The sequence below is a fragment of the Alistipes sp. genome, from assembly GCF_020026455.1.
GTDB lineage: Bacteria > Bacteroidota > Bacteroidia > Bacteroidales > Rikenellaceae > Alistipes.
On sequence record NZ_JAHHQJ010000018.1, the window covers coordinates 39,541 to 62,806 of the forward strand.

Annotated in this window: 17 protein-coding genes, 1 pseudogene and 1 CRISPR repeat array; of the genes and pseudogenes, 9 read left to right on the forward strand and 9 right to left on the reverse strand. The window is 57.3% G+C overall.

Annotated elements, in window-relative coordinates; all coding sequences use genetic code 11:
- Window positions 1-3 precede the first annotated feature (3 nt).
- Entirely contained in the window at window positions 4-1,224 is a 1,221-nt protein-coding gene (locus tag QZ460_RS09620; RefSeq protein ID WP_290541365.1) for an efflux RND transporter periplasmic adaptor subunit, read from the reverse strand.
- A 162-nt stretch (window positions 1,225-1,386) separates the two neighbouring features.
- On the opposite strand from QZ460_RS09620, the gene QZ460_RS09625 reads away from it, so the two are divergent.
- From QZ460_RS09625 to QZ460_RS09655, 7 genes are all read left to right on the forward strand, one after another.
- Window positions 1,387-2,235 (forward strand): helix-turn-helix domain-containing protein, encoded by an 849-nt coding sequence (locus QZ460_RS09625; protein ID WP_290541366.1) that lies wholly within the window; start codon window positions 1,387-1,389, stop codon window positions 2,233-2,235.
- Between the two features lie 335 nt (window positions 2,236-2,570).
- Window positions 2,571-3,317, forward strand: a complete 747-nt coding sequence (gene gpmA, locus QZ460_RS09630) for a 2,3-diphosphoglycerate-dependent phosphoglycerate mutase (protein WP_290541367.1) — start codon at window positions 2,571-2,573, stop codon at window positions 3,315-3,317.
- A 221-nt stretch (window positions 3,318-3,538) separates the two neighbouring features.
- Window positions 3,539-4,273: a DNA alkylation repair protein gene (locus tag QZ460_RS09635; protein WP_290541368.1), complete on the forward strand. Its 735-nt coding sequence runs from the start codon at window positions 3,539-3,541 to the stop codon at window positions 4,271-4,273.
- 15 nt (window positions 4,274-4,288) lie between these two features.
- Complete coding sequence (locus QZ460_RS09640) at window positions 4,289-5,173, forward strand: fimbrillin family protein (protein ID WP_290541369.1); 885 nt, start codon at window positions 4,289-4,291, stop codon at window positions 5,171-5,173.
- Between the two features lie 9 nt (window positions 5,174-5,182).
- Entirely contained in the window at window positions 5,183-6,877 is a 1,695-nt protein-coding gene (locus QZ460_RS09645) for an IdeS/Mac family cysteine endopeptidase (RefSeq protein WP_290541370.1), read from the forward strand.
- A gap of 247 nt (window positions 6,878-7,124) precedes the next feature.
- A complete protein-coding gene (locus tag QZ460_RS09650; protein ID WP_290541371.1) occupies window positions 7,125-8,669 on the forward strand; it encodes a 4Fe-4S binding protein in 1,545 nt (514 codons plus the stop codon).
- 12 nt (window positions 8,670-8,681) lie between these two features.
- Window positions 8,682-10,088: an aldo/keto reductase gene (locus tag QZ460_RS09655; RefSeq protein WP_290541372.1), complete on the forward strand. Its 1,407-nt coding sequence runs from the start codon at window positions 8,682-8,684 to the stop codon at window positions 10,086-10,088.
- 115 nt (window positions 10,089-10,203) lie between these two features.
- Here QZ460_RS09655 and QZ460_RS09660 read toward each other — a convergent pair whose 3' ends face one another.
- From QZ460_RS09660 to QZ460_RS09680, 5 genes and pseudogenes are all read right to left on the reverse strand, one after another.
- A complete protein-coding gene (locus tag QZ460_RS09660) occupies window positions 10,204-11,601 on the reverse strand; it encodes an efflux transporter outer membrane subunit (protein WP_290541373.1) in 1,398 nt (465 codons plus the stop codon).
- Window positions 11,598-14,696 carry an efflux RND transporter permease subunit gene (locus QZ460_RS09665; protein WP_290541374.1) on the reverse strand — a complete coding sequence of 1,033 codons (3,099 nt, stop codon included), beginning with the start codon at window positions 14,694-14,696 and terminating at the stop codon, window positions 11,598-11,600. Before QZ460_RS09665 ends, QZ460_RS09660 begins: the two co-directional genes overlap by 4 nt.
- A 6-nt stretch (window positions 14,697-14,702) precedes the next feature.
- Window positions 14,703-15,968 (reverse strand): efflux RND transporter periplasmic adaptor subunit, encoded by a 1,266-nt coding sequence (locus QZ460_RS09670; protein ID WP_290541375.1) that lies wholly within the window; start codon window positions 15,966-15,968, stop codon window positions 14,703-14,705.
- Window positions 15,969-16,049: 81 nt separating this feature from the next.
- A complete protein-coding gene (locus QZ460_RS09675; protein WP_290541376.1) occupies window positions 16,050-16,517 on the reverse strand; it encodes a hypothetical protein in 468 nt (155 codons plus the stop codon).
- Between the two features lie 33 nt (window positions 16,518-16,550).
- Window positions 16,551-16,970 (reverse strand): annotated as a pseudogene (locus QZ460_RS09680) (DUF4357 domain-containing protein); the annotation flags it as partial.
- A 249-nt stretch (window positions 16,971-17,219) separates the two neighbouring features.
- On the opposite strand from QZ460_RS09680, the gene QZ460_RS09685 reads away from it, so the two are divergent.
- Window positions 17,220-17,534 carry a hypothetical protein gene (locus QZ460_RS09685; protein ID WP_290541377.1) on the forward strand — a complete coding sequence of 105 codons (315 nt, stop codon included), beginning with the start codon at window positions 17,220-17,222 and terminating at the stop codon, window positions 17,532-17,534.
- Between the two features lie 166 nt (window positions 17,535-17,700).
- Here QZ460_RS09685 and QZ460_RS09690 read toward each other — a convergent pair whose 3' ends face one another.
- Genes QZ460_RS09690 through csx2 form a run of 3 tightly spaced genes read right to left on the reverse strand, consistent with a single transcriptional unit; the run spans window position 17,701 to window position 19,995 of the window.
- Window positions 17,701-18,384 carry a CRISPR-associated endonuclease Cas6 gene (locus QZ460_RS09690; RefSeq protein ID WP_290541378.1) on the reverse strand — a complete coding sequence of 228 codons (684 nt, stop codon included), beginning with the start codon at window positions 18,382-18,384 and terminating at the stop codon, window positions 17,701-17,703.
- A gap of 1 nt (window position 18,385) precedes the next feature.
- On the reverse strand, window positions 18,386-18,751 hold the full coding sequence (locus QZ460_RS09695; RefSeq protein ID WP_290541379.1) for a hypothetical protein: 366 nt from the start codon (window positions 18,749-18,751) through the stop codon (window positions 18,386-18,388).
- The gene (csx2, locus tag QZ460_RS09700) at window positions 18,745-19,995 is read right to left on the reverse strand and encodes a TIGR02221 family CRISPR-associated protein (protein WP_290541380.1); all 1,251 of its coding nucleotides are present in this window, start codon (window positions 19,993-19,995) and stop codon (window positions 18,745-18,747) included. Before csx2 ends, QZ460_RS09695 begins: the two co-directional genes overlap by 7 nt.
- A 257-nt stretch (window positions 19,996-20,252) precedes the next feature.
- A CRISPR array of direct repeats spans window positions 20,253-21,340; the repeat unit is 36 nt; unit sequence GGTGTAAGCCGTATCCATTATAACAAGGATTACAAC.
- A gap of 75 nt (window positions 21,341-21,415) precedes the next feature.
- Here csx2 and QZ460_RS09705 point away from each other — a divergent pair.
- On the forward strand, window positions 21,416-23,263 hold the full coding sequence (locus QZ460_RS09705) for a hypothetical protein (protein WP_290541381.1): 1,848 nt from the start codon (window positions 21,416-21,418) through the stop codon (window positions 23,261-23,263).
- Window positions 23,264-23,266: the final 3 nt, after the last annotated feature.

Here is a 23,266-nt window from a genome sequence, read left to right on the forward strand (position 1 = left end):
GGGTTATTCCTCCTTCTCGGTTTGGGTTTGAGCGGCAGGCTCGGCAGTTGCGGGCTCTTCGGCTGCAGGCTCGGCGGTTGCAGGCTCTTTGGGAGCGGGAGCTGCGGCAGCGGCTGCTGCGGCCTGTCCCTTCGGAACGATGGGTGTGCCTTCGCGCAGCAGACCCACGCCTTCGGCAACGATCACGTCGCCCGGCACGAGACCCGTGCGTGCGATATATTCGCGGCCGTTCGAGATTTTCTCGACGTCGATGATCGCCGAAACGGCCTTGCCGTCGATCACTTTATATACATAGACTTTGTCCTGAAGTTCGAATGTTGCGGCCTGCGGAACGGCGATGCAATCCTTGTAGATGCTGGGCAGGATGATGTTGCCTGCGCCGCCGCTGTGCAGCAGTCCGTTGGGGTTGGGGAACGCCGCGCGCAGCGACACGCTGCCCGTCGAGGAGTCGATGACGCCGCTGATCGACTCCACGCGGCCCGTCTGGTCGTAGGTCGAGCCGTCGCTGAGACGCAGCTGTACGCCCGGCATGCTCTTGAGCGTCTCGGCGATCGAGCCGTACTGGCGCGTCAGGGCTAGGAGCTGGTTTTCGGTCATCGAGAAGTACACGTACATCTCCGAGTTGTCCGACACGGTGGTCAGCGGCTGGGGGATCGAAGCGCTCACCAGTGCGCCGACACGGTAGGGCAAGGTTCCCACCACGCCGTCGGTCGGGGCCTTTACGACCGTGTAGGAGAGGTTGTTGGCGGCGTTCACGCGCTGCGCCTCGGCCAGAGCGAGCTGCGCCTTGGCCGTCAGCAGGTTGTTGTTGGCCGTCGAGAGGTCGAACTGCGAAACAACATTGCGGGCGAAGAGCTCCTTCTTGCTGTCGTAGGTGAGCTGCGCGGTGGCTACACCGGCTTTTGCGGCTTCGACATTGGCCTCGGCGGTTTGCAGGGCGGCTTTGTAGGGGACCTGGTCGATGATGAAAAGGGTCTGTCCTTGGGCCACTTTCTGACCTTCGCTGACGCAGAGCTGCGAGATCGTTCCCGAGACCTGCGGATAGATCGAGATGTCCTGACGGCCGCGGATCGTCGCCGAGTAGTTGCTCGGAATCTCCCGGTCGGAGGTGGCGATGGTCATTACGGCGTATTCGCCGGGGCCCATTGTCGTCGGGGCCTGTTTGCATCCGACGGCAGCCATGCAGCATGCCAAAACGGCAGCTTTTACAAATGTTTGCTTCATAACTTCCACTTGAAATTTACACTAAAAAACTTTTTCAGGTGCAAAAGTATTCTAAATTGGGCGCTATTGTTCCATTATATTGCGAACATTATTGGTACTTTTCGGCGCAAAAATGCGATTCTTATTGAAAATTGCATTATTTTTGTTCGAAAAAAGAATTGTATGGCACAAGTCAATCCGCTAATCACCACTTCCGAGGAGCAGTTTGTTGTGGGCGAATCCGATTTCGCCTTTTTCAGCAATTACGCCAGCCGTGTGGAAGGAGGGGCGATTCTTTTCTGTCGCAGCGGCAGTGCCGACGCCACCGTCAACCAGTACCAGGGGCAGATACGTCGCAATACGATGCTGCTGCTGCTGCCCGGGTCGGTCTTCATGCTGGCCGACCGCACGGAGGATTTCCGGGCGGCCTACTGCGCTTTTTCGCTGGATCTCTTCTCCGAGGCAGCCTTCCGGATGGACCCTTCGTTTTTCCACGCCCTGAGCGAGCGTCCGATTGCCCATCCGCCCCAGCGGATCGTCGAGGGGGCTTCGACCTGGCTCCAGATGGCGACCTACACCTACCGCGACCGCGGCAACATGTTCCGCAACACGATCATCAAGAACCGCTTGCAGAACCTGCTGCTGGAGAGTTACGACAAGATGCAGCGCTTCGCCTCCCGGCAGCACTGCATGTCGGAGACGACCACGCGCCAGGCGGAGTTGTTTCAGCGTTTCATCGCTCTGGTTTACGAGCATTGCGCCCAGGAGCGCGAGGTGGCGTTTTATGCCGACAAGCTCTGCATTTCGACCCGTTATCTGTCGACCATCGTGCGCAGCGTGGCGCACAGTTCAGCCAAGGAGTTCATCGACCGTTCGGTGATGCTGGAAATCAAGATGATGCTCCAGTCGACCGACCTTTCGGTGCAGGAGATCGCCTATCGGCTCCGGTTTCCCGACCAGTCCTACTTCGGGCGTTTTTTCAAGAAGCACGCGGGGATGTCGCCCTCCGAGTACCGCAACAAAAAGAAATAGTTCTCCGATTTCCGGCTTCGGGCTGCGCGCATGCGCTTTTCGGACCGCTTTGTGTTCCGGCAGGGCCGAAGACGCATGGCCCCACCCTGCCGCACGCCTTTCGGGGCGTTTGTTTCGGCGACGATCCACCCTTACCGCATAATATTCCGGGTCCCGAATACGTTCTTATACAAAGGGGTAGCACGTGCTACCCGGAGAACAACGCCATTCGGTACGCAGCCCCGTGAACGGGCGCCCTCTGACCGCATCCGCGACCGCTGCGGTGCGCAGATCGGGTGTACCGGCCTGCGGCTGGCGAAGTGTGCACCGAATCGGAAAAATAGAGTCGGGTCATTATGAAAAAAATTGTTTTGCTCCGCCACGGCGAGAGCGTTTGGAACAGGGAAAACCGGTTCACGGGGTGGACCAATGTGGATTTGAGCGAGAAGGGCGTCGCCGAGGCCGTCAAAGCCGGGGACACGCTCCGCAAGGAGGGTTTTCATTTCGGCTGCGCCTATACGTCCTGTCTGAAACGGGCCGTGAAGACCCTCGATGTGGTGCTAGACAGGATGGACCGGGACTGGATTCCGGTGACGAAGAGCTGGCGGCTCAACGAGAAGCACTACGGCATGCTTCAGGGGCTGGACAAGCGCGAGATGGCCCGAAAATACGGCGACGGGCAGGTGCATGTCTGGCGCCGCAGCTATGACGTGGCCCCCGCGCCGCTTCCGGAGGAGGATCCCCGCAATCCGCGCTTCGATCCCCGCTATGCCGGGATTCCCGACGCCGCGCTGCCCCGCACCGAGTCGCTGAAAGACACCGTGGCCCGCACGATGCCCTATTGGGAGTGCGAGATCCTCCCGGCGCTGGCCCGCCACGATGAGCTGCTGGTGGTGGCCCACGGTAACAGCCTGCGGGGTATCATCAAGAACCTGAAGGGGATTTCGGACGAGGCGATTTCGGAGTTCAACCTCCCGACCGCCGTGCCCTATGTCTTCGAATTCGACGAGGGGCTGAACTGCGTGAAGGACTATTTTCTGGGCGATCCGGCCGAGATCGCCTTGCTGATGGAGGCTGTCGCCAACCAGGGCCGGCAGGGCTGATTCCCGGCGGCGTGCCGATGCCGTTTCGCGAGGGGCTGCCGCCTGCCGATCCGTTTTTTGAACCGGTTCTGTGCCTGTGGCCCGGGACCGGTTTTGCATGCACGGGCCCTTCGCCCGGGCGGCCCTTTTGCCCGATATTTTATTTCCGGCTGGGGCAATTCGCAAAATGGGCAAAAAACAACTATCTTTGCACCTTGTTTCGGAACTTGCAAAAACGGCCCATGATCGAAGAGATACTCACCCCTTTCGTTGCGGAAAGGTTCATCCATGAAGAAAAATACAGACAGGGACATATCCGCATTATCAGGCCCTTGCCCGGAGTGGAAGTCCTCGGGCTCCACATTCCGGAAATGAAAGCCCTGGCCAAAAGGCTGGTCGGCGAAGGGCGCGGAGCCGCGACGATCGAGCTGCTGAGCTCCCATAAGGAAGCCATCCGCATCCACGAGGAGAAGATGATCTGGGGTCTCATCATCAACCGCCTTCCCCTTTCGCTGGACGAGAGGCTGGAGCACTTCAGGGCCTTTGTCCCGCAGATCGACAACTGGGCCGTATGCGACACGTTCTGCTCCGATGCGCAATGGCTCCGGAGGGCCAGGGCGGATGTCAGGGAGCAGACCTGGCGTTTTCTTGAGCCTTACTTTTGTTCGCACTCCGAGTTTGAAGTGAGGTTTGCCCTCGTCTTCTCCCTGGCCCACTTTCTGGACGAAGCACATATCGACCGCATATTCCATTTCGTGGAACGGCTGCACTACGAAAAAATCGTTTCGGCCTACGGCGATATGCACCCCTACTATGTGCAGATGGCCGTTGCATGGCTGATGGCCACGGCCCTCTGCAAGATGCCGGAGAAGACCCGCCGTTTTGCCAATTCGGGCAAATGTCCGCCGCCGATCATCCGATTGTACATACGCAAAGCGAAGGAATCCTTTCGCACGAAAAACATGTCTCCACTTTAATTTTATTCGACAATGATGAACAAATCGAAAATTTTAGGACTTGTCCTCCCGCTCCTTGTCGCCGGAACGACCGGTTGTCAGGTCTCTTCCGACGAACATACGGCTCCCTCCGCCGCCACATTCGCCCTTTCGGGCCGGATCTTGCCCCTCACCAAAGCGCCGCAACTGGATGCGGACGGAGGCGGCCGATTTGTCGACGGCGACCGGAATACGGTGTTTTTCTACTCGGCGGCTGAAAACATTGCCGACGGCTTTTCCTATACATACGGCGAAAAATACTTTTGGAGCCAGCTGCCGCTGACTTCCCATTCGGCCGACCTTTCCGTCTCAGCCTGCTATCCGGCCGTCGAGACCGGCAATCCGAAAAATTTCGAATGGAACATTTCGGACAACAAGCAGGAACCGGACTTCCTGCTGTCGGCACCGGTCGCCGTGAAGCGGGATACGCCCCGGCCCGTCGCCCTGACCTTTACCCATGCGCTCCATAAGTTGAAGGTAAATATCCAGGCCGACGGAACAACGATGACGGAGGGCCAACTCGCCGACATCCTCGTTCAATGCCGGAATGTCCAGTCTGTCGCCCGCCTCGACTTGCTGCAGGGCAAGGTTCTCTCCGCTTCTGGCCCGCTCTGTAGCGTTGCGTCCAAAGGTCCCCGTGCGGAATTCATCGTGCCCGCCCAGGAGGTCGGCTCCATGAGTCTGCAGATCCGGCTGGGGGCAAGAGAACAGGTCTACGACCTGGCGCAATGCAAGATCGACGGCACCCCGCTCACACGCCTTGAAAGCGGGAAATCCCTTGTTCTGAACATCACGGTGAGCGAAAAGGAATTTACGATCACCGGACAGGAGATCTCGGGCTGGGGCAATCAGGGCGAAGTCAACGACTCCATCATCATTTAACACCGCCAGATGAATATCCGGAAAAATTATACGATCCTGCTGGCCGCATCGCTCTTCGCGGCGGCTTGTTCCACCGATCTGGATGACAGCCCTGCATTCAGCCCCTCCGACCGTATCGAGATCGTTGCCTCGATCGCATCGACTCGTGTCCAGATGGATCAGCAGGGGAGAGGCGATTTCACGCCGGGCGACCGGATCCTGCTGTTTGCCACGGCCGACACTCCGACCGGGAGGGTCGCGCGCACACTGACGCTCGCCGACAACCGGTGGACGCCTTCACTCCAGTGGAGCGAACTGCATGTCTCCAGCACGGTCCTGTCGTCTTTCTACCCGGCGCATGTCGTCGACGATGCTTCCGCGGAATTTGTCCACACGGTAGCTGCCGACCAAAAGGCAGCCGAGGATTTCCAGAACTCGGATTTGCTATACGCCACGCGGAAGGTGACGGAGAACGAGCCTTCGGCACATCTTGCTTTCTCGCATCTGATGAGCCGGGTGGTTGTCCATTTGAGCAGCGACGGCTCCTTCAGCCAGGAGGAGCTCTCCCGGGCCCGGATTTCTGCGAAAGCCATCCGTCAAACCTGGGTGGACTGCATGACGGGAACAACCACCCTCCCTGCCGGCAGTGCCGCGGAACCCGTCGTGCTGCACCATGCGCAGGGGGCGGTCTATATGGCTGTGGTCTGCCCTCAGCCCGTGGCCGACGACTGGAGGACGGACCATTGGCTGCGTATCGAAATCGGCGGTAAATCGTTTCTCTACCAGGCACCCGAGACGTTGGGCGACCGGTCGGCCTTCACGGAGCTCCAGCCGGGGAAACAGGTTACGCTCAACATCACGCTGAAACGGAAGGAAGAGGATACCGATTGGCGCAACAAGACGGTCTGGACATACGGAATCAACCACCCGTCGGTGGACCAATGGGGCTACACCATGACCAATCCGTATGAGGAACGAGGGCTGAAGTGGGACACCTCCTACGGCTGGTATGACTGCAACAAGCGCTACCCCAACGGCGGAGCCGGAAACAACGACTCCAATTTGTGCTGGGCGGCGTCCTGCTCCAACATGCTGTATTGGTGGCTGGATCAGAACAAGCATTATATTGACCGATACGGCAAATATGCCGGTCCCACGGAGTATGTAAATTCGCTGGATTGCGAGATTTTCGAGTTGTACAAGAAGAATTTCCCGAATACGGGCAATGATGTCTCTGCGGCCCTGAGCTGGTTCCTCACCGGGAAATATGGCATGACGGAAAAAGAGGGGGCCGGTTTTTTCAGAGAGGTCTTCGGCCCGATCCATGTGGCGCGGATTACCCGCTTCTCGGAGAGGTCGTTCCCCGACGAGTTGAAAAAAGCCTTCTCCGAGAAGTCGGTTCTGGAGTGTACCATCAAGTATCCGAATCAGCAACTCGTCCACGCCATTTCGCTTTGGGGTGCCGATTTCGACGCCTCCGGGGATGTCAGCGCAATCTATATTACCGAGAACAACGACCGGGATCTGGCCGAACAGAACGAATATGAGGATTATAAGGGCCGGAAGATCACCCAGGCCGGAATGATTCGGAAGAGGGTCCAGAAGAAGGCCGACGGATCCTATTACATGGAAAGCAGCATTCCCGGGAATTTCACCTTCAGGATCGAAGAGTTGAATATCCTGGGACTGATGGAGGACAAGTGGGAGGCCTACTTCGCCCGATAGCAGACCGCAAGCTCAGGCAGTGCCAGCCAGCGATGACCGCATCATCCGGCTGGCACTCCTTGTTTATGCAGGGCTGTGCTATTCCGCCAGAGAATTTGGGGCGCAATTCCTGAAGTCCCGAATGCAGACCTCCGAATTGTCTGAAATTTTTGGTACCTTTGTATTCGCAACGCCCTGAAGACCGGTCCTTCGCTCCGGCCGCCGCCGTTGCGGCCGGTATGAATATACTTGATGCAGACTTAAATCTATGTTACGAAAAATCCGAATTGCGGCTGCGGCCTTTTTCTTCGTGCTGACGACGCTGCTGTTTCTCGATTTTACCGGAACGCTCCACGCGTGGTTCGGCTGGATGGCGAAAATCCAGTTCCTGCCCGCCCTGCTGGCCCTCAATGTCGGCGTCGTGGTGTTTCTGGTGCTCCTGACGCTTCTTTTCGGACGCGTTTATTGTTCGGTCATCTGCCCGCTGGGGGTGATGCAGGACCTGATTTCGTGGGCCTCGGGGAAGCGCCGGAAACACCGGAACCGCTTTGCCTACTCCCCCGCCCTCACTTGGCTGCGTTGGGGGATGCTCGTCGTGTTCGCCGCTGCGATGCTGGCGGGTGTCGGTTCGCTGCTGGCGCCTTACAGCGCCTACGGCCGCATCGCTTCGAACCTGCTGGCCCCGCTCTATGCGTGGGGCAACAACCTGCTGGCCTTTGTCGCCGAGCGCGTGGACAGCTATGCCTTCTACTCGGTCGACGTCTGGATGAAGAGCCTCTCCACGCTGCTCGTCGCCGTTGCGACGTTCGGCGTGCTGCTCCTCCTCGCGTGGCGCAGCGGGCGCACGTACTGCAATACGATCTGTCCGGTGGGCACGGTGCTGGGATTCCTCGCCCGCTATTCGCTCTTCAAACCGCGCTTCGACACCTCGAAGTGCAACGGCTGCAAACTTTGCGCCCGGAATTGCAAGGCGTCGTGTATCGACCCTGTGGCGCATCGGATCGATTACAGCCGCTGCGTGGCCTGTATGGACTGCCTTGCCAACTGCCGCCAGGGAGCCATCACCTACACCCTGCGGCGACGGAACCCCGATCGGATCCCCGTGCCGCAGAGCCCGGCCTCCGATGCTGCAAAAACAGCTCCCGATGCTGTAAAAACGCCCTCCAATGCCGCAAAGACGGCTCCCGATGCTTCGCGCCGCCGCTTCCTCAGTCTGGTGGGCCTTGCTGCCTGCACCGCATTCCGAGCCCAGGCGAAGAAGGCCGACGGCGGACTGGCAGTGATCGTCGACAAGAAGATCCCCGACCGCACCACGCCCGTTGTTCCGCCCGGGGCGCAGGGCCTGCGGCACTTCAATGCCCATTGTACGGGATGCCAGTTGTGTGTTTCGGTGTGTCCCAATCAGGTACTGCGTCCGTCGGGCAAGTTGATGACCCTCCTGCAGCCCGAAATGTCGTTCGAGCGCGGATACTGCCGTCCGGAGTGTACGAAGTGTGCCGAGGTGTGCCCCACGGGGGCCATCCGCCTGGTGGACCTGGCCGGGAAATCGTCGATCCAGATCGGCCATGCCGTGTGGATTGCGGCAAATTGCGTGGTCAACACCGACGGTGTCAGCTGCAACAACTGTGCGCGCCATTGTCCCGTCGGAGCGATCAGCATGGTGCGCCGGGACCCCGACGATCCCAAGTCGCCGCGCATTCCCGCCGTGAACGAAGAACGCTGCATCGGCTGCGGGGCCTGCGAACACCTCTGCCCGGCGCGTCCGTTCAGCGCCATTTATGTCGAAGGCCATTCGCGCCACAGAATCGTCTAAACGCAAGAAAACATGGAGAAGAAAAAGATCGACCGCCGGAACTTCCTCAAAACATTCGGTGTCGGCGTGGCCGCCGCAACGGCCGGACTTTACGGCTGCAAGACGAAAGCTCCGGCGCAGAGCACTGCTGCCGTGGGTGAGGTCCCGACCGACGGGATGAGCTTCCGGACCTGCCCCTCGACCGGTGACCGCGTGTCGCTGCTGGGCTACGGCTGCATGCGCTGGCCCCTGCTGGAGACGCCCGCTGCCGACGGCAACCCGATCGACCAGGAGGCCGTCAACGAACTGGTCGATTATGCCATCGCCCACGGGGTCAACTATTTCGACACGGCCCCCGTCTACGGGCAGGGCTTTTCCGAAAAATCGACGGGTATCGCCCTCAAGCGTCATCCGCGCAAGCAGGTGTTCATCGCCACGAAGATGTCCAACCAGCGTCTGGCCGGGCAGGGTCTCTCTCCCGCCCGGATATTCCGGGCCTCGGAGGAGATCTACCGGCGGTCGCTTCGCGACTTGCAGACGGATTATCTGGACTACTACCTGCTTCACGCCGTGGGCGGCGACAAGGGCCTTGAGACGTTCAACGAACGTTTTGTCGACTGCGGCGTGCTCGACTTTCTGCTGCGCGAGCGCGAGGCGGGACGTATCCGCAACCTCGGCTGGTCGTTCCATGGCGACCGGAAGGTTTTCGACCACCTGCTGGCCATGCACGACCGCGGAGAGGCGCGGTGGGATTTCGTCCAGATCCAGCTGAACTACATCGACTGGAAGCACGCTTCGGGCCACAACGTCAATGCCGAATACCTCTACGGCGAGTTGGAGAAGCGCGGCATCCCGGCCGTGATCATGGAACCGCTGCTCGGCGGGCGCCTTTCGCGGCTGAACGACCATCTGGTCGAACGGCTCAAGGAGCGCCGTCCGACGCAGAACACCGCTTCGTGGGCCTTCCGCTATGCGGGTTCCTTGCCCGGGGTGCTGACTGTGTTGAGCGGCATGACCTACATGGAGCACCTTCAGGACAACATCCGCACCTGTTCACCGCTCGAACCCTGTACCGACGAGGAACTGGCGCTGCTCGAAGATACCGCACAGCTGCTGCTCAAATACCCCACCGTGCCCTGCACCGAGTGCCAGTACTGCATGCCCTGCCCCTATGGACTGGACATCCCGGCGATCTTCGCACACTACAACCGCTGTGTGAACGAGGGCAACGTGCCCAAGGAGCGGCAGGATCCCGGCTACCGGGAGGCCCGCCGGGCCTTCCTCATCGGCTATGACCGTTCGGTCCCCAAGCTCCGGCAGGCGAGCCATTGCATCGGATGCAATCGCTGCGTGTCGCACTGCCCGCAGTCGATCAAGATACCGCAGCAGCTGCGGCGCATCGATCGTTTTGTCGAGCGGCTCAAGCAGGGAAAGATCTGATTCCGGCAAGCGAAGCCTCCTGCCGACGGTATTCCGCGCTGCGATCGTCGGATCCAGCCGCAGATGCGGGGCTGCATCCGGACTCCCGGGAAAGAAAAAAGGGTTGACCGAATGGTCAACCCTTTTTTTCGACATCCGACGGCTGCCACCCGCCCCCGAGGGCCTTGTACAAGCCCACGAGTGCCAGATGCTCGTTGCGCACCGCCTTGCTCACCTCGACCTGTGCGTCGAAGAATTTCCGCTGTGCGTCGAGCACGTCGATGTAGCGGATCACGCCGTTGATATACTGCAACTGGGCCAGCACGACATATTGCCGGGCCGCCTCCTTGAGGTTGAATTTCAGCTCGGCTGTCCTGCGCATGTTGCGGTAGGTCGTCACGGCATCGTTCACTTCGCGGAACACCTCCAGCACCTTCTGTTCGTAGGCCAGCCGTGCCTGGTCGTACTCCGCCAGCGTCGCGCGGTATTTCGCCCGCTTCGCTCCGAAGGCGAACAGCGGGGCGGTGATGTTGCCGGCAGCGTAGGAGAAGGGCGAATTGATCAGTCCCTTGAGCGCGTCGTTTTCGAGTCCTCCCGTCAGCGTGATCTTCAGCCGCGGGAACCGGTCGGCATAGGCCATGCCTGCCGAAGCCATCGCCGCCTTGAGGTTCTGCTCGGCCTGCCGCACGTCGGGACGGCGCTGCAGCAGCGTCGAGGGAAGACCCACGGGCAGCGACTCGGGCATCCGGACATTCAAGTCCATCTTCGAGCGCTCCACATGCGAGGGATAGTCGCCCGCGAGGACCGAAATCTGGTTCTCCTTCTGGGCGACACGCAGCTCGAGGTCAGGAATCAGCGCCGAGGCGCTCGCCAGCTCGACCTTGGCCTGCTGGTAGGCCGTTTCGGAGGTCAGACCCCCTTCGAAACGCAGCTTTGCCTGACGCACGTTCTCCTCGCGGGTCTTCAGCGTGCGGCGCACGACCTCCAGTTCGTGGTCCAGGGCCACCAGTTCGAAATAGGCCGTGGCGACCTCGGCCACGAGAGTCATCTGCATGGCGCGTGCCGCCTCGACCGAGGCGAGGTATTCGGCCGCACCCTTGCGCTTGGCCCAGCGCAGACTGCCCCACAGGTCGACTTCCCAGCTCAAGGTAGCCTTGGCGTTGAATTCGGCGTCGTCCTTGTGCGCTTCTTGGTAGTAGTCGTTGGTCTCGTGGTCGGCGAGAGCCTGTCCGTTGATTGACGGCAGCCGCGCCGCCTTGCTTATCCGGTAGAGCTCCTCCATCTGGCGGATGCGCGCCTCGGCCGAGAGCATGTTGCGGTTCCGGTCAAGCGTGCGGCCGATCAGCCGGCAGAGCGTCGTGTCGGAGTAGACCTCCCACCACTTCCGGTCGCTCAGTGTCAGCGTGTCGTTCTGCCCGGCAACGATCTCCGCGGGCATGTTCAGCTCCGGAGCCTTGCACTTCTTCTGCACGGAGCAGCTTCCGGCCGCGAGCAGCAGCAGCAGTCCGAAGAGATATGTTGTGCTTCGTTTCATCGTGTTGTCCATTTTTCTTTCAGTTTGTAAACCCAGACGAAGAAGAGCGGTACGAAGACGATGCCCACGGTGATTGCCACGAGCATGCCGAAGAAGACGCCCGTGCCGATTCCCTGACGGCTGGCCGATCCGGGGCCGCTGGCGAAGACCAGCGGCAGCATGCCGAGGATGAAGGCCAGCGAGGTCATGACAATGGGTCGGAAGCGCAGGCGCGCGGCCAGGATGACGGCCGTGAGCAGGTCGCGTCCCTTTTCGACCTCGTCCTTGGCGAATTCGACGATCAGGATGGCATTCTTGGCCACCAGACCCACCAGCATCACCAGTCCGATCTGGAAATAGATGTTGTTCTCCAGTCCGCAGGCCCAGTTGCCCAGATAGGCGCCGATGCCGGCGATCGGCAGCGAGAGGATCACCGCCACGGGGATCATCCAGCTCTCGTACTGCGCCGCGAGGAACAGGAAGACGAAGAGGAATACCAGAGCCAGCACGTAGCCCGTCTGCCCGCTGACGTGCTTCTCCTGATAGGAAAGGCCGCTCCATTCGACGCCGATCGTCGACGGCAGGTGTCGGCGTGCGATCTGCTCGAGTATGGCCATGGCTTGTCCCGAACTGTATCCCTGTGCCGCCTCGCCCGAGATGGTCGCCGCGTTGAACATGTTGAAGCGGCGGATGGTGCCCGGTCCCGTGGTGTAGGAGGTCGTGCCGAGCGCCGTGATGGGGATCATCGCCTGGTCGGCCCCGCGGACGAAGAACAGCCCGAGGTTCTCACGCTGGGCGCGGTACGGGGCTTCGGCCTGAATGTAGACGCGGTAGATGCGGTTGAACATGTTGAAGTCGTTGACATAGACCGATCCGGTGAAGCTCTTCATCGTCGAGAAAATGTCGGCCATCGGGACGCCGAGCATCTGGGCCTTGTCGCGGTCCACGTCGAAATAGAGCTGCGGGATGTCGTTCTGCATCGACGACGAGAGCCCGGTCAGTTCCTTGCGCTTCGAGGCATGGTACAGCAGCGTGTCCACGGCCCGCTGGAGGTCGTTGTACGAGGCGTTGCCGCGGGCTTCGAGCACCATTTCGAAGCCGCCCGAGGCACCCAGTCCCGGAATGACGGGCGGCGTCGATAGATAAACCTTGCTTTCGGGATAGCGGCGCATCTCCTCGCTGATGTCGTTCATCAGCTGGCGGATATCCGCACTTTTGCGCTCCTCCCACGGTTTGAGGATGACGGTCAGCTGGCTGCGCGACTGGTTGGTGCCCACGCGGGGGCTCGATCCGGTGACGTTGAGCACATATTCCACGTCGTCGAGCGACATCAGATACTCCATGGCACGGTCTGTCACGCTGCGCGTGCGTTCGAGCGTAGCTCCTTCCGGAAGTTCCAGCTCGACGGTGAAATAGCCTTGGTCCTCCTGCGGCATGAAGCTCTGGGGAGCGACCTTGTTGAGCACCCACAGCGCCACGAGCGTCAGTCCGAACAGCGCGAACATGCGTTTCGAATGGCGCACGCCGCCGCGGATCATCCGTTCGTAGAACTTCGTGCCGTTGCCCAGCCAGATGTTGATGCGTCGGAAGAGACGGTTCTTCTTCTTGCCCGAATCGGGACGCAGGATCAGGGCGCAGAGGGCCGGCGAGAGGGTCAGGGCCACGAACGTCGAGATCAGCACCGACACGGCAATCGTGATGGTGAACTGGCGGTAGAGCTGTCCGGTGATGCCCGAGAGGAAGCTCACGGGGATGAACACGGCGCACAGCACCAGCGATGTGGCGATGATGGCGCTGCCCAGTCCGCTCATGGCCTTTTTCGTGGCTTCGTAGGGTGAAAGCCCCTCCTCGTCCATCGTGCGCTCCACGGCTTCGACGACCACGATGGCGTCGTCCACGACGATACCGATGGCCAGGATCAGACCCAGCAGGGTCATCATGTTGAGCGAGAATCCGAATGCCAGCATCACGCCGAACGTACCGATCAGCGAGATCGGCACGGTGATCGTCGGGATCAGCGTCGCGCGCCAGTTTTGCAGCGAGAGGTAGACCACGAGGATCACCAGCAGCAGGGCCTCGAACAGCGTGTAGTAAACCTCCTTGATCGACTGCGAGATGTAGGAGGTCATGTCGAAGGGTATCTTGTAGGAGATTCCCTCGGGGAAACTGCGGCTGATCTCCTCCATGGTTTCCCGCACCGATCGCGCCACCTCCATGGCGTTGGCACCCGGCAGCATGTTGATGTTTATCACGGCCGCATTGCCGCCGTTGATACCGCTCTCGGTGCTGTACGACGAGGCCTCGAGTGAGATGCGCGCCACGTCGCGCAGGCGGATGAGCGATCCGTCGGGGTTGGCGCGGATGACGATCTCCTCAAATTCTCTCACCGACGAAAGACGTCCGCGGGCGGTGATCGGGATCGTGATGTCGAGGTCCGTGATGGGCTGCTGGCCCAGGACACCCGCCGCCGATTCGCGGTTCTGGTCCTTGAGGGCCTTTTGCAGATCCTGCACCGTCAGTCCGAGGTTGGCCAGCCGGTCGGGCTGCACCCATATCTGCATGGCGTAGTAGCGGCTGCCGACGTTCGAGAGGCTGCCGACACCCTTCACGCGGCGCAGCATGTCCAGCACGTTGAGCGTGGCGTAGTTCGAGAGGTATATTTCGTCGAACTTGGGGTCGTTCGACAGCAGCGTGATGGTCATCAGCCGGCTCGAAGACTGCTTCTCGACCGAAATTCCGTTCTGGATGACTTCGGCCGGGAGCCGGGCCTCGGCCTGCTTCACGCGGTTCTGAATCTCGACGGCCGCCAGGTCGGGGTCCGTGTCGATGTCGAAGGTCACGATAGCGGAGAATCCGCCCGAGTTGCTGTTCGTCGACTCCATGTAGAGCATGCCGGGAGTACCGTTCAGCTCCTGTTCGATGGGTGTCGCCACGGCCTGCGTCACGGTCTGGGCGCTGGCGCCCGGATAGGATGCCGTGATCTTGACCACCGGAGGCACGATGCGCGGATACTGGTCCACGGGAAGCATCATCAGTCCCAACAGACCGACGATCACGATGACGATCGACAGGACGGTTGAAAAGACGGGCCTGTCGATAAAGAAATCCGATTTCATGGCTCGTTATTTTACAGACTCCTCCGTCTCGGTTGCACTGTCTTTTTCGGGGACCGGCATGGGGTCGACCTTGTCGCCGTGTGCCAGTTTGTGGAAGCCCTCCACGATGATCCTCTCGCCGGGAATGACGCCGCGCTCGACGATCACCCGGTTGTTGACCTCGGGTCCGAGTTCGATCAGACGGCGTTCGGCGATGCTGTCGGGGCGCATGATGAAGATGTAGGCGCCGCCCTTTTCGATGACGACCGACTTGGTCGGCACGACCGTGGCGCCCTCGCGCACATCGAGCAGCAGGCGCACCTTCGTGAACTGTCCCGGCATCAGGATGCGGTCGGGGTTGGCCATTTCGGCACGCACGGAGAAGGTTCCCGTTTCGGGATCTACCTGCGGATCGGCGAAGTCGACCAGTCCGCGCAGCGGATACTGGGTGTTGTCGGGCAGCGTGATGGTGATGTAGGGGTCCCACTTGCGTGAGGAGTCCTTCTGGCCCAGGTTGACGTTTCGGGCCTTGCTTTTGAGGTAGTCGAGCCCCGTCATGCTGAAGTCCACGCGCACGGTGTCGCTCTTGACCACCGTCGCCAGCAGCGATTTGCCGTTGGGTCCCACGAGTGTGCCGATGTCGACGCTGCGTTCGGAAATATAGCCCGACAGCGGCGAGCTGACGGTCGTATAGCTCAGGGCGGTTTCGGCCTGCGTGAGGTCGGCCTCGCTCATCGCCACGGAGGCCGTGGCGCTTTCGTACGAGGCGATGGCGTTGTCGAGGTCCAGCTGGCTTGCGGCGTTCTGCTCGTAGAGCGGACGGATGCGCTGCAGGTCACGGTCGGCCTTGAGTTCCAGAGCCTTGTCTTTGTTCAACTGGGCTCTCGCCTTGTTTACGCGGGCTTCGTAGAGCTTGGGGTCGATGATGAACAGCGGCTGTCCTTTTTTGACGTAGGTTCCCTCCTCGAAAAGCATTTTTTCGAGGAAGCCTTCCACCCGGGCGCGGATTTCGACGAACTGCTGGGCGCGGATGCGTCCCACATATTCGCCGTAGAGGTTGATGTCGTCGGTTTGGGCCGGTTCGACCTGAACCACGGGCAGCAGGGGTTTTGCGGGTTTGGGGCGCAGCCACCACCAAAGCCCTCCGACAATCAATACGGCCACTCCCATCAGGACCAGCCAGGAGCGTTTCGACAGACGACGTATTCTGCCGCCAGCCTTTCCGCTGAGTTGCAGCGTACGACGGCCGGTACGGGCAGCCTGCTGCGCGATTTTCTCTCGTGATAATTTCATGTTGTTGCTACATCCGGAATTGTTTGCCTGGTTTCCGGTTTTTCGGCGCAAAAATACTATTTTTTTTCGCCGATACGCTATTTAAACGTAAAAGTTAGGTAAATATGATGTCAGACCCCTTGTTTTTGTTCCAGCAGGGCCGTTCGACGCATTTTTGTGTGGGCTGATTGCCGCTTTCCCGGCGAGGCTGTTCGTCTCTTTCCCGTGTGGGCTGATTGGCGCTTTTCCGGCGGGGCTGTTTGCTGCTTTTCCGTTTGGTCTGATTGCCTCTTTTCCGGCGAGGTCGTTCGCCTCTTTCCCGTGTGGTCCGATTGCTTTTTCCCGGGGACTGTTTGCTACATTCTTCCGCAATGACGACAGAAAACGGTAAAAAAGAAAAGCGAGGGACAATCCTTTGATTATCACTCGCCTTCGAAGAGCGGAAAACGGATTTTCGACCCAAGCATATTCCTCGTTTACAATCAGCGCATTACGTGAAGCATTTTCCTCGAAGGTCACTCCCGCGATGCGGTCATCATACACTCGTTTACATCCCAATGCTTTCGGCAAAGATAAGAATTATTTTTACACAATTTAAGAACGCTATTCCGGTTGTTTTCTATATACGGAATCCAGTGTATTTCCATCCTTGTCTTTCCATTCTGTCCATCCGTTGGAGGGGCTACCCGTACAGAAATCAGCGGCTGTACTGGGGCTTGAAAAGGTCTTGTCTGAGCCCATCGTCCATACGCCGTCATGCAAAGTTGCATACTCCTCGACCATCTTTTCCCACTTTGCTTTCCAGGTGAAAGAAGAAACGCAATTATTAGCAATGATACTGCCTTTTAAGACGGTAAATCCTGCGGAATTATAGAATCCTGTTGCGTTACAGCCGCGGGCTTTTGTATAAAACAGATGTTCTTCCTTAGGCTGGGATATTTCGAAGATATTACAGCCTATAAACGATGCCAGGAACTTGATGTCCTCAAAAAACTCATCCATAGCGTTCCGTTGATGCTCGGGAGGTTGTTGGCTGATGAATCACCTGTACGGCAGTCCCGTATTTTCTGCACACGTTGGAACGACCTGGATATGACCAGCGGTTTGAGAGAAGCGATTGATGATGTCGAATTGGAAGGTTGTGTGATTGGCCAGTTGCAGGATGCCGTGTCGTTCATTGTCAGAAAAGGAGGTCGGAAGAATGGAATGTGGAGAATAATAGACGGTGATTACGAAGATTTCTTTGAAAGAATCTGATGACATCTGAAAGATATGGATAAACTCACGAAAGAACAGAGGCACCGTTGTATGTCAGTAATAAAAGGGCGGAATAAGATAGATCGTAATAAATTTAGAGACAAAGAAGAACAGGGAAAACTTGCATCAATGGGGTGGCACTGCATTACCGTTTGGGAATGCCAGTTGAAACCGAAAGTGCAAAAGCAAACTTTAGAAGCATTAGTTTATACGCTTTGTCATATTTTCCTTGAAGACAGAAGAATTAAACATTACGAACCGGCTGAAAATGATATTCCAATGGTTGCTGAACCAATGATTGATTATAACACTAATATTGACACGCTGTGATGTTTCTGTTGATTATCAATAGTTTGCGATTTGATGCGTATAGTACCCAAAGGGTGCCAGTTGGAGCGGAGTAGTCTTCTCAAACAGTTCTTTCTCCACATGAATAAAAAAACACTCCTCGCAAGGATTACCTTTTGCTCCACTATCTTTGAAAGCCCCTCAGCCGTCACCCCATTTGCCGCGACACGACTCCGTGATTCAGCGCGGCGCCCTTGCCGAGTCCTATGCCGGCAGGAAGAAACAAATCGACGGAGAAATCGAGCGAAAAAGCCATCAGTGTCTGTTCCTTGTGGCGGCACGGCCGCGAAAATACCGATTCGGGATCGATGGCCACCTTGAAGTGCTGCCCTATCTGCCACCCCACGCCCTTGGCAAAGGAGATGATGTTGCCCGTGAGTACGGCGTCGAGTTTGTCCAGCCGCATCTGTTTGGTGTCGAGCGACTGCCACTCGCGGTAGTTGGTTTGGTTGAGCGGCAACCAGTCGTGGAGGTGGTAGCCCACAGGCGTATCCAGTTCCGACAGGCACAACTCGCGGACGCGGATATCCTCCACGCCGACAGGTCCTCTGTTGTCGCCACCAAGCACCACATCATCGGTCAGGAAACGGCCGTTGAACAAGGCCTGCACCTCCTCCACCCCTTCGTTGAGACAGATGAGGGCGGCACGTCCTCCGAAGGTGCGGTATTGAATCAGCGGATAGCGGTAGGCATAGCCTTCGCCCATGTGGTTGTGGAACATCGTATGTTCCCTGCCGGCGGCAGCGATTACGGCACCGCGGAAGGCCGTGACCTCGGCTCTGCGCAGAGGCATATCGAAACGTACGTACATCAGACGTAATGTGCCAGACATATCAGTATTCACGGAAGTTTACAAATTCAAATTGCGAGATTTTCATGCCGTCAGCGTTGCAGACGGCATTGCGTGTCGAAGTAGAGGCCACCACCGTATATCCGGCCTGCAACAGCCGCCCGACAAGATGGAAACAGAACACCGATTCGCCCATGACATGGAAGGCGACCTTGACGCCACAGGCTTCGGCCTTGGCGCGACACGCTGCATAACAGGCCTCAACCGTCGGAAGCAGTTCTTCGCGCGACAGTGACGGATCGATGTCGGGAAATGTCATATCCCCGACATCACCCCAGCGGGCAACGGCCATCTCGCGTTGCGACTTGCTCCACAGTGCCACCGGATGATTGGAAAGATTGATCAGCATGTCAAATCATGGTATTCTTTCAGATAATCGGCCAAATTGCGGATCATCGCCTGCATGTTATCGGTGTTTTTAGACATGCTGTGTGCCAGCGCATTGCGTCTTCGAGAAACTTTCCAATATAACGTTCCCCATGGTTGCAAAACAGTATAATTCTCATTATTTGATGTTATTGTTTTAAAATCGTTCTTTATTTCATTTCGGGTCTCAAGACTAAACGGATCCTCCTTTCCAATCTCTTCGCAAGCCCGGGTCACGATGGCTTCGGTGAGCGAGATGTAGGCCGCGGCGTAGTTCCTATTGTCGTTCTGCCAGCAGGCCAGTCGATACTGGAACTCGGAGTGGGGATAGCGCATGCTTCGGCCTTTTTCCATGCGGTCGAGGAATCGTTCGACAATCGGCGTGATGGCCATCTGCACGATACGGGACCGCCCTTCGTTCTTGCGTATGGCCTGCAACTGTTTACACTGCTTCTCGATGGCCGTCAGGTGGTTGAGATTCTTGGCATCGGAAAAGACCTTCAGGCGCGTGGAGAGGCTTTTATCGACGGATTCGACCAGTTCGGCGATTTTGTAGGCGTTGCCGAACTCCACAAAACTGTATGCACCCGAAATCCAGTCGTTGACCGTCAGCAGTTCCTTCATCTCGATGATGGGGGTGTGGGGAGGAGTCAGCTCTCGTGTCATCTCCAACATACCGTAGCAGATGTGGGTGATGTTTATCCGCTTGGTACTCACGTTTCGGAGATAAATCAGCAGGTTCATCACATACATGGGCAACGAGCGGAACGAATGGGTGATGTCGATGATGAGTTCGTCACGGGGCGAGAGTTCCTCTTCCAGACGGAGAATGATGTCGGAGTTTTCGCGAATCTCATCGCTGTTGATACCATAGCGGATGGGTATGACCTTCGATCCCTTGCCCAATGCGGCTTCGATACGGTCGGCATGGGGAATCACCAATTCGCTTTTGTGGTTGGCTTTCTCGCAATGGTCTGTGATTTCGGCCCATATATTCCCATCGAATTCGTTGTTCTGCGTTCCAAAATAACAATATACTTCGCCCCACATCGAGTGGGTGGTGCCCAGCAGAAATATCTTGTCCACCCGGTATTTCTCATAAATTGCCGCCGCGACAAACGAATGGGAGAAGTCTTTGTCGGAGTTATCAAAACGATAGTTGGTTTTTTGGTATTCGCCCGAAGTCTTGCTTCCGGTACCTAAAAATGATATCAAAACACGCGCCATTTCTCTATGATTTTTATCAAAGATACGATTTCTTTCCGTGAAAATTGATTTTTCTCGCAGAAAATTCTTAACTTTGATAATGTTCTGTACTTCAGCATCGAAAAACACAACGTTTGTTTACGGAGAAGCCGACTTCGTCGCGAAGGAAAGAACGAAAAAAACGCTCTTTGATGTATTGTTTCCGATCTGATTCGATAAATTTTCGTCATTGAATTATACGATAAGATATTATTCCACATATATTTACATCCTACACGGGTGTAAGCCGTATCCATTATAACAAGGATTACAACTATACCAATGGCGCCACGCTCTCGATAGGGGTGTAAGCCGTATCCATTATAACAAGGATTACAACTCCCTCCGGCGTTGATATGTCGATCTTTTGGGTGTAAGCCGTATCCATTATAACAAGGATTACAACTCCGTGTCCGGCTCCGCCTTGCCCAGCGCGGGTGTAAGCCGTATCCATTATAACAAGGATTACAACGGTCCGTCACGTCCTTACTTTGTGTGTTGAGGTGTAAGCCGTATCCATTATAACAAGGATTACAACATGGGGCATGCCATGTCCACGAGGAGTTCTGGTGTAAGCCGTATCCATTATAACAAGGATTACAACCGACGACCCTGTCGAAAGTTTCTCCGAGGAGGTGTAAGCCGTATCCATTATAACAAGGATTACAACAACTCGAGCTTTCCTTTCGAAATCTTGTAAGGTGTAAGCCGTATCCATTATAACAAGGATTACAACCGCGACGAGGATTTCCGCCACGACGAAACGGTGTAAGCCGTATCCATTATAACAAGGATTACAACCCCGTCGCCGCATGGATGGTGAAGCGGTCAGGTGTAAGCCGTATCCATTATAACAAGGATTACAACTGATTCGAGGGTCGTTACAACACCCTGCAAGGTGTAAGCCGTATCCATTATAACAAGGATTACAACGTAATTCGGAGAACCAGCAGGGTGGTATGTGGTGTAAGCCGTATCCATTATAACAAGGATTACAACTTTTGCAATGCTTTGTAGTCTGCTCCCTCGGTGTAAGCCGTATCCATTATAACAAGGATTACAACTGTATGACATCTGCGCGGCATCGGCCACAGGTGTAAGCCGTATCCATTATAACAAGGATTACAACCCTCTGCCGCACCATTCCGGAGTTCCTCGAGGTGTAAGCCGTATCCATTATAACAAGGATTACAACTCCTGATTCGATGTATCCAGGAAATTACCGGGTGTAAGCCGTATCCATTATAACAAGGATTACAACTTACTACCCAGACATATAAAATCACTCGTAGGTGTAAGCCGTATCCATTATAACAAGGTTAAAAGAAGGACTGTCGGAAACAATCAGCCGAAGAGAACGAAGCCAACGCTTCACCCGAACGGAAAAAAGAATTGGAAAAACATGAAGGAATATCTGTTTCAAATTCTGCAAGAGGAGCATCTGACAGATGCGAAAGCCGGCTGCGACAGCGAAAAACCGCTGCGGAGCTGGCTCGATACCGCCATCGCTCCTGTCGCAAGGCATCTTCTCGAGGAGATTGCCGCCGCCGGACACGGCAGCTGGCCGCCAACCGACACATGGCTGACGCTGGCCGAGAAACATCTCTCGCCGCTTCCCTCCTCAACCGACGGCACCCTCTCGCTCTACGATGTCCTGCGCCATCGGATGTTGTTGGGTGACAGTCGGGAGTTTTTGGTGGTGAAGGGCAGTCTGAGCGGTATTCAGGATTTCATCTACGATATCCGCTCGGCCAAAGCCCTCAAAAATCTGAGGGGTCGCTCCTTCTACCTCCACCTGCTGGCAGATGCCGTGGTCGAACGGTTGCTGGGTACCTTCAGGCTGACAAGGGCGGCCGTACTTTACAATTCGGGAGGCACCTTTTGTCTGTTTGTCCCGTGGAAGGAGCAGACCGACACGAAATACGAGGACATTGCCGACGAAATCCGACAACGGGTATTTGCCTGTCATGGTCGGCCGCTGGTGATTCTCAATGCCGTGAGAGCCTTGCGGCAAACCGTGACAGATGACCTCTCCACGTTGCTGGGCGCCTTGCAACAACAGAAGAACCACAACAAATACGCACCTCTGACGGGATTCTCGCGCGAACAGTGCACCGTGCTGTTCACACCCCGGCAACCTGCGGAAGAGTCGTCGGAACGCTACATTGGATTGGGCGGTATTCTGCCGTTGTGCGAAGGCATGGCGGTCTGCACCACCCCACTGCCCCACCGCACCGACGGCATAGAGCCGGGCGGATTGGGGGTCTGTTACTATCCGCTGCAACGGGATGAACTGCGGCGGTTCGCGGCACCCTGCTCGTCGCTGATGGTATTCAATACCCACGATGTGCCGTCTGTCACCGCCGCCGTGCGGTGTGAATACATGGCCGGTTGCGGCGCTCCCATCCAATCGTTCGAGGAGTTGCTGGGTGATGACAGTGCATTGCGGCGACTCGGCATTCTGCGCATGGACGTCGACAATCTGGGACTGATGTTCCGACAAATGGGCAAAGGCCGCCACGCCCTGCTTCGCTATGCCGCGACAAGCCGCCGTCTCGATGCCTTCTTCAAGGAGGAACTTAACGAGGTGTGGCTCGACGGATTCAGGGAGTCCACGGTGATTGTTTACAGCGGTGGTGACGATTTGTTCATCGCAGGCGAATGGACACAGACTCTGAAACTGGCCCACGCGATACGTTCCCGCTTCGAACAGTGGTTCCAGGATGTCGGTGTCGGATTGTCGGGCGGACTTTCGCTGGTCACGGCCAAATATCCCATCGTAAGGGCGGCCGAATTGAGCGCCGACGAGGAGAGCCTCGCCAAGTCCTTCGACTATAACGGTCACACGAAAGACGCCCTCTCGCTGTTCGGCATTCCCTTGCGCTGGAAGGTGGAATTTGAAGCCGTGCAACACATCGGCCGTCTGATGGCCGAACTTGTCGGAAACCGCACCGTGGACAAGGGCCTCATCTCGCGCCTGCTCCGCTACCATGAGATTGCGCGTTTCCGCAAGCGGCAAATCACCAATCCGCGTCTGGTATGGCTCATGGATTACGACTTGAGCCGTCTTGTCGGCCGCAGCCGAAACAATACCGAAGCGACAAGATTTATCCGCCAATGTATCACCGACCTCACCACGGGGGTGACCCTCGGCGGGCAGGTGACGGATTCGCCCTACCACTCTCTCCAATTGCTGGCGGTGGCGGCACGTCTGGCTGAACTGAAACTAAGAACCCACAAAAAATTATAAGCA

Bases quoted from the DNA above. Each gene is read 5' to 3' on its own strand.
- QZ460_RS09620 (WP_290541365.1), bottom strand. From the start codon at position 1,224: ATGAAGCAAACATTTGTAAAAGCTGCCGTTTTGGCATGCTGCATGGCT.
- QZ460_RS09645 (WP_290541370.1), top strand. From the start codon at position 5,183: ATGAATATCCGGAAAAATTATACGATCCTGCTGGCCGCATCGCTCTTC.
- QZ460_RS09665 (WP_290541374.1), bottom strand. From the start codon at position 14,696: ATGAAATCGGATTTCTTTATCGACAGGCCCGTCTTTTCAACCGTCCTG.
- QZ460_RS09705 (WP_290541381.1), top strand. From the start codon at position 21,416: ATGAAGGAATATCTGTTTCAAATTCTGCAAGAGGAGCATCTGACAGAT.
- QZ460_RS09655 (WP_290541372.1), top strand. From the start codon at position 8,682: ATGGAGAAGAAAAAGATCGACCGCCGGAACTTCCTCAAAACATTCGGT.
- QZ460_RS09660 (WP_290541373.1), bottom strand. From the start codon at position 11,601: ATGAAACGAAGCACAACATATCTCTTCGGACTGCTGCTGCTGCTCGCG.
- QZ460_RS09650 (WP_290541371.1), top strand. From the start codon at position 7,125: ATGTTACGAAAAATCCGAATTGCGGCTGCGGCCTTTTTCTTCGTGCTG.
- QZ460_RS09640 (WP_290541369.1), top strand. From the start codon at position 4,289: ATGAACAAATCGAAAATTTTAGGACTTGTCCTCCCGCTCCTTGTCGCC.
- QZ460_RS09695 (WP_290541379.1), bottom strand. From the start codon at position 18,751: ATGCTGATCAATCTTTCCAATCATCCGGTGGCACTGTGGAGCAAGTCG.
- QZ460_RS09670 (WP_290541375.1), bottom strand. From the start codon at position 15,968: ATGAAATTATCACGAGAGAAAATCGCGCAGCAGGCTGCCCGTACCGGC.
- gpmA (WP_290541367.1), top strand. From the start codon at position 2,571: ATGAAAAAAATTGTTTTGCTCCGCCACGGCGAGAGCGTTTGGAACAGG.
- QZ460_RS09625 (WP_290541366.1), top strand. From the start codon at position 1,387: ATGGCACAAGTCAATCCGCTAATCACCACTTCCGAGGAGCAGTTTGTT.
- QZ460_RS09685 (WP_290541377.1), top strand. From the start codon at position 17,220: ATGGATAAACTCACGAAAGAACAGAGGCACCGTTGTATGTCAGTAATA.
- csx2 (WP_290541380.1), bottom strand. From the start codon at position 19,995: ATGGCGCGTGTTTTGATATCATTTTTAGGTACCGGAAGCAAGACTTCG.
- QZ460_RS09690 (WP_290541378.1), bottom strand. From the start codon at position 18,384: ATGTCTGGCACATTACGTCTGATGTACGTACGTTTCGATATGCCTCTG.
- QZ460_RS09635 (WP_290541368.1), top strand. From the start codon at position 3,539: ATGATCGAAGAGATACTCACCCCTTTCGTTGCGGAAAGGTTCATCCAT.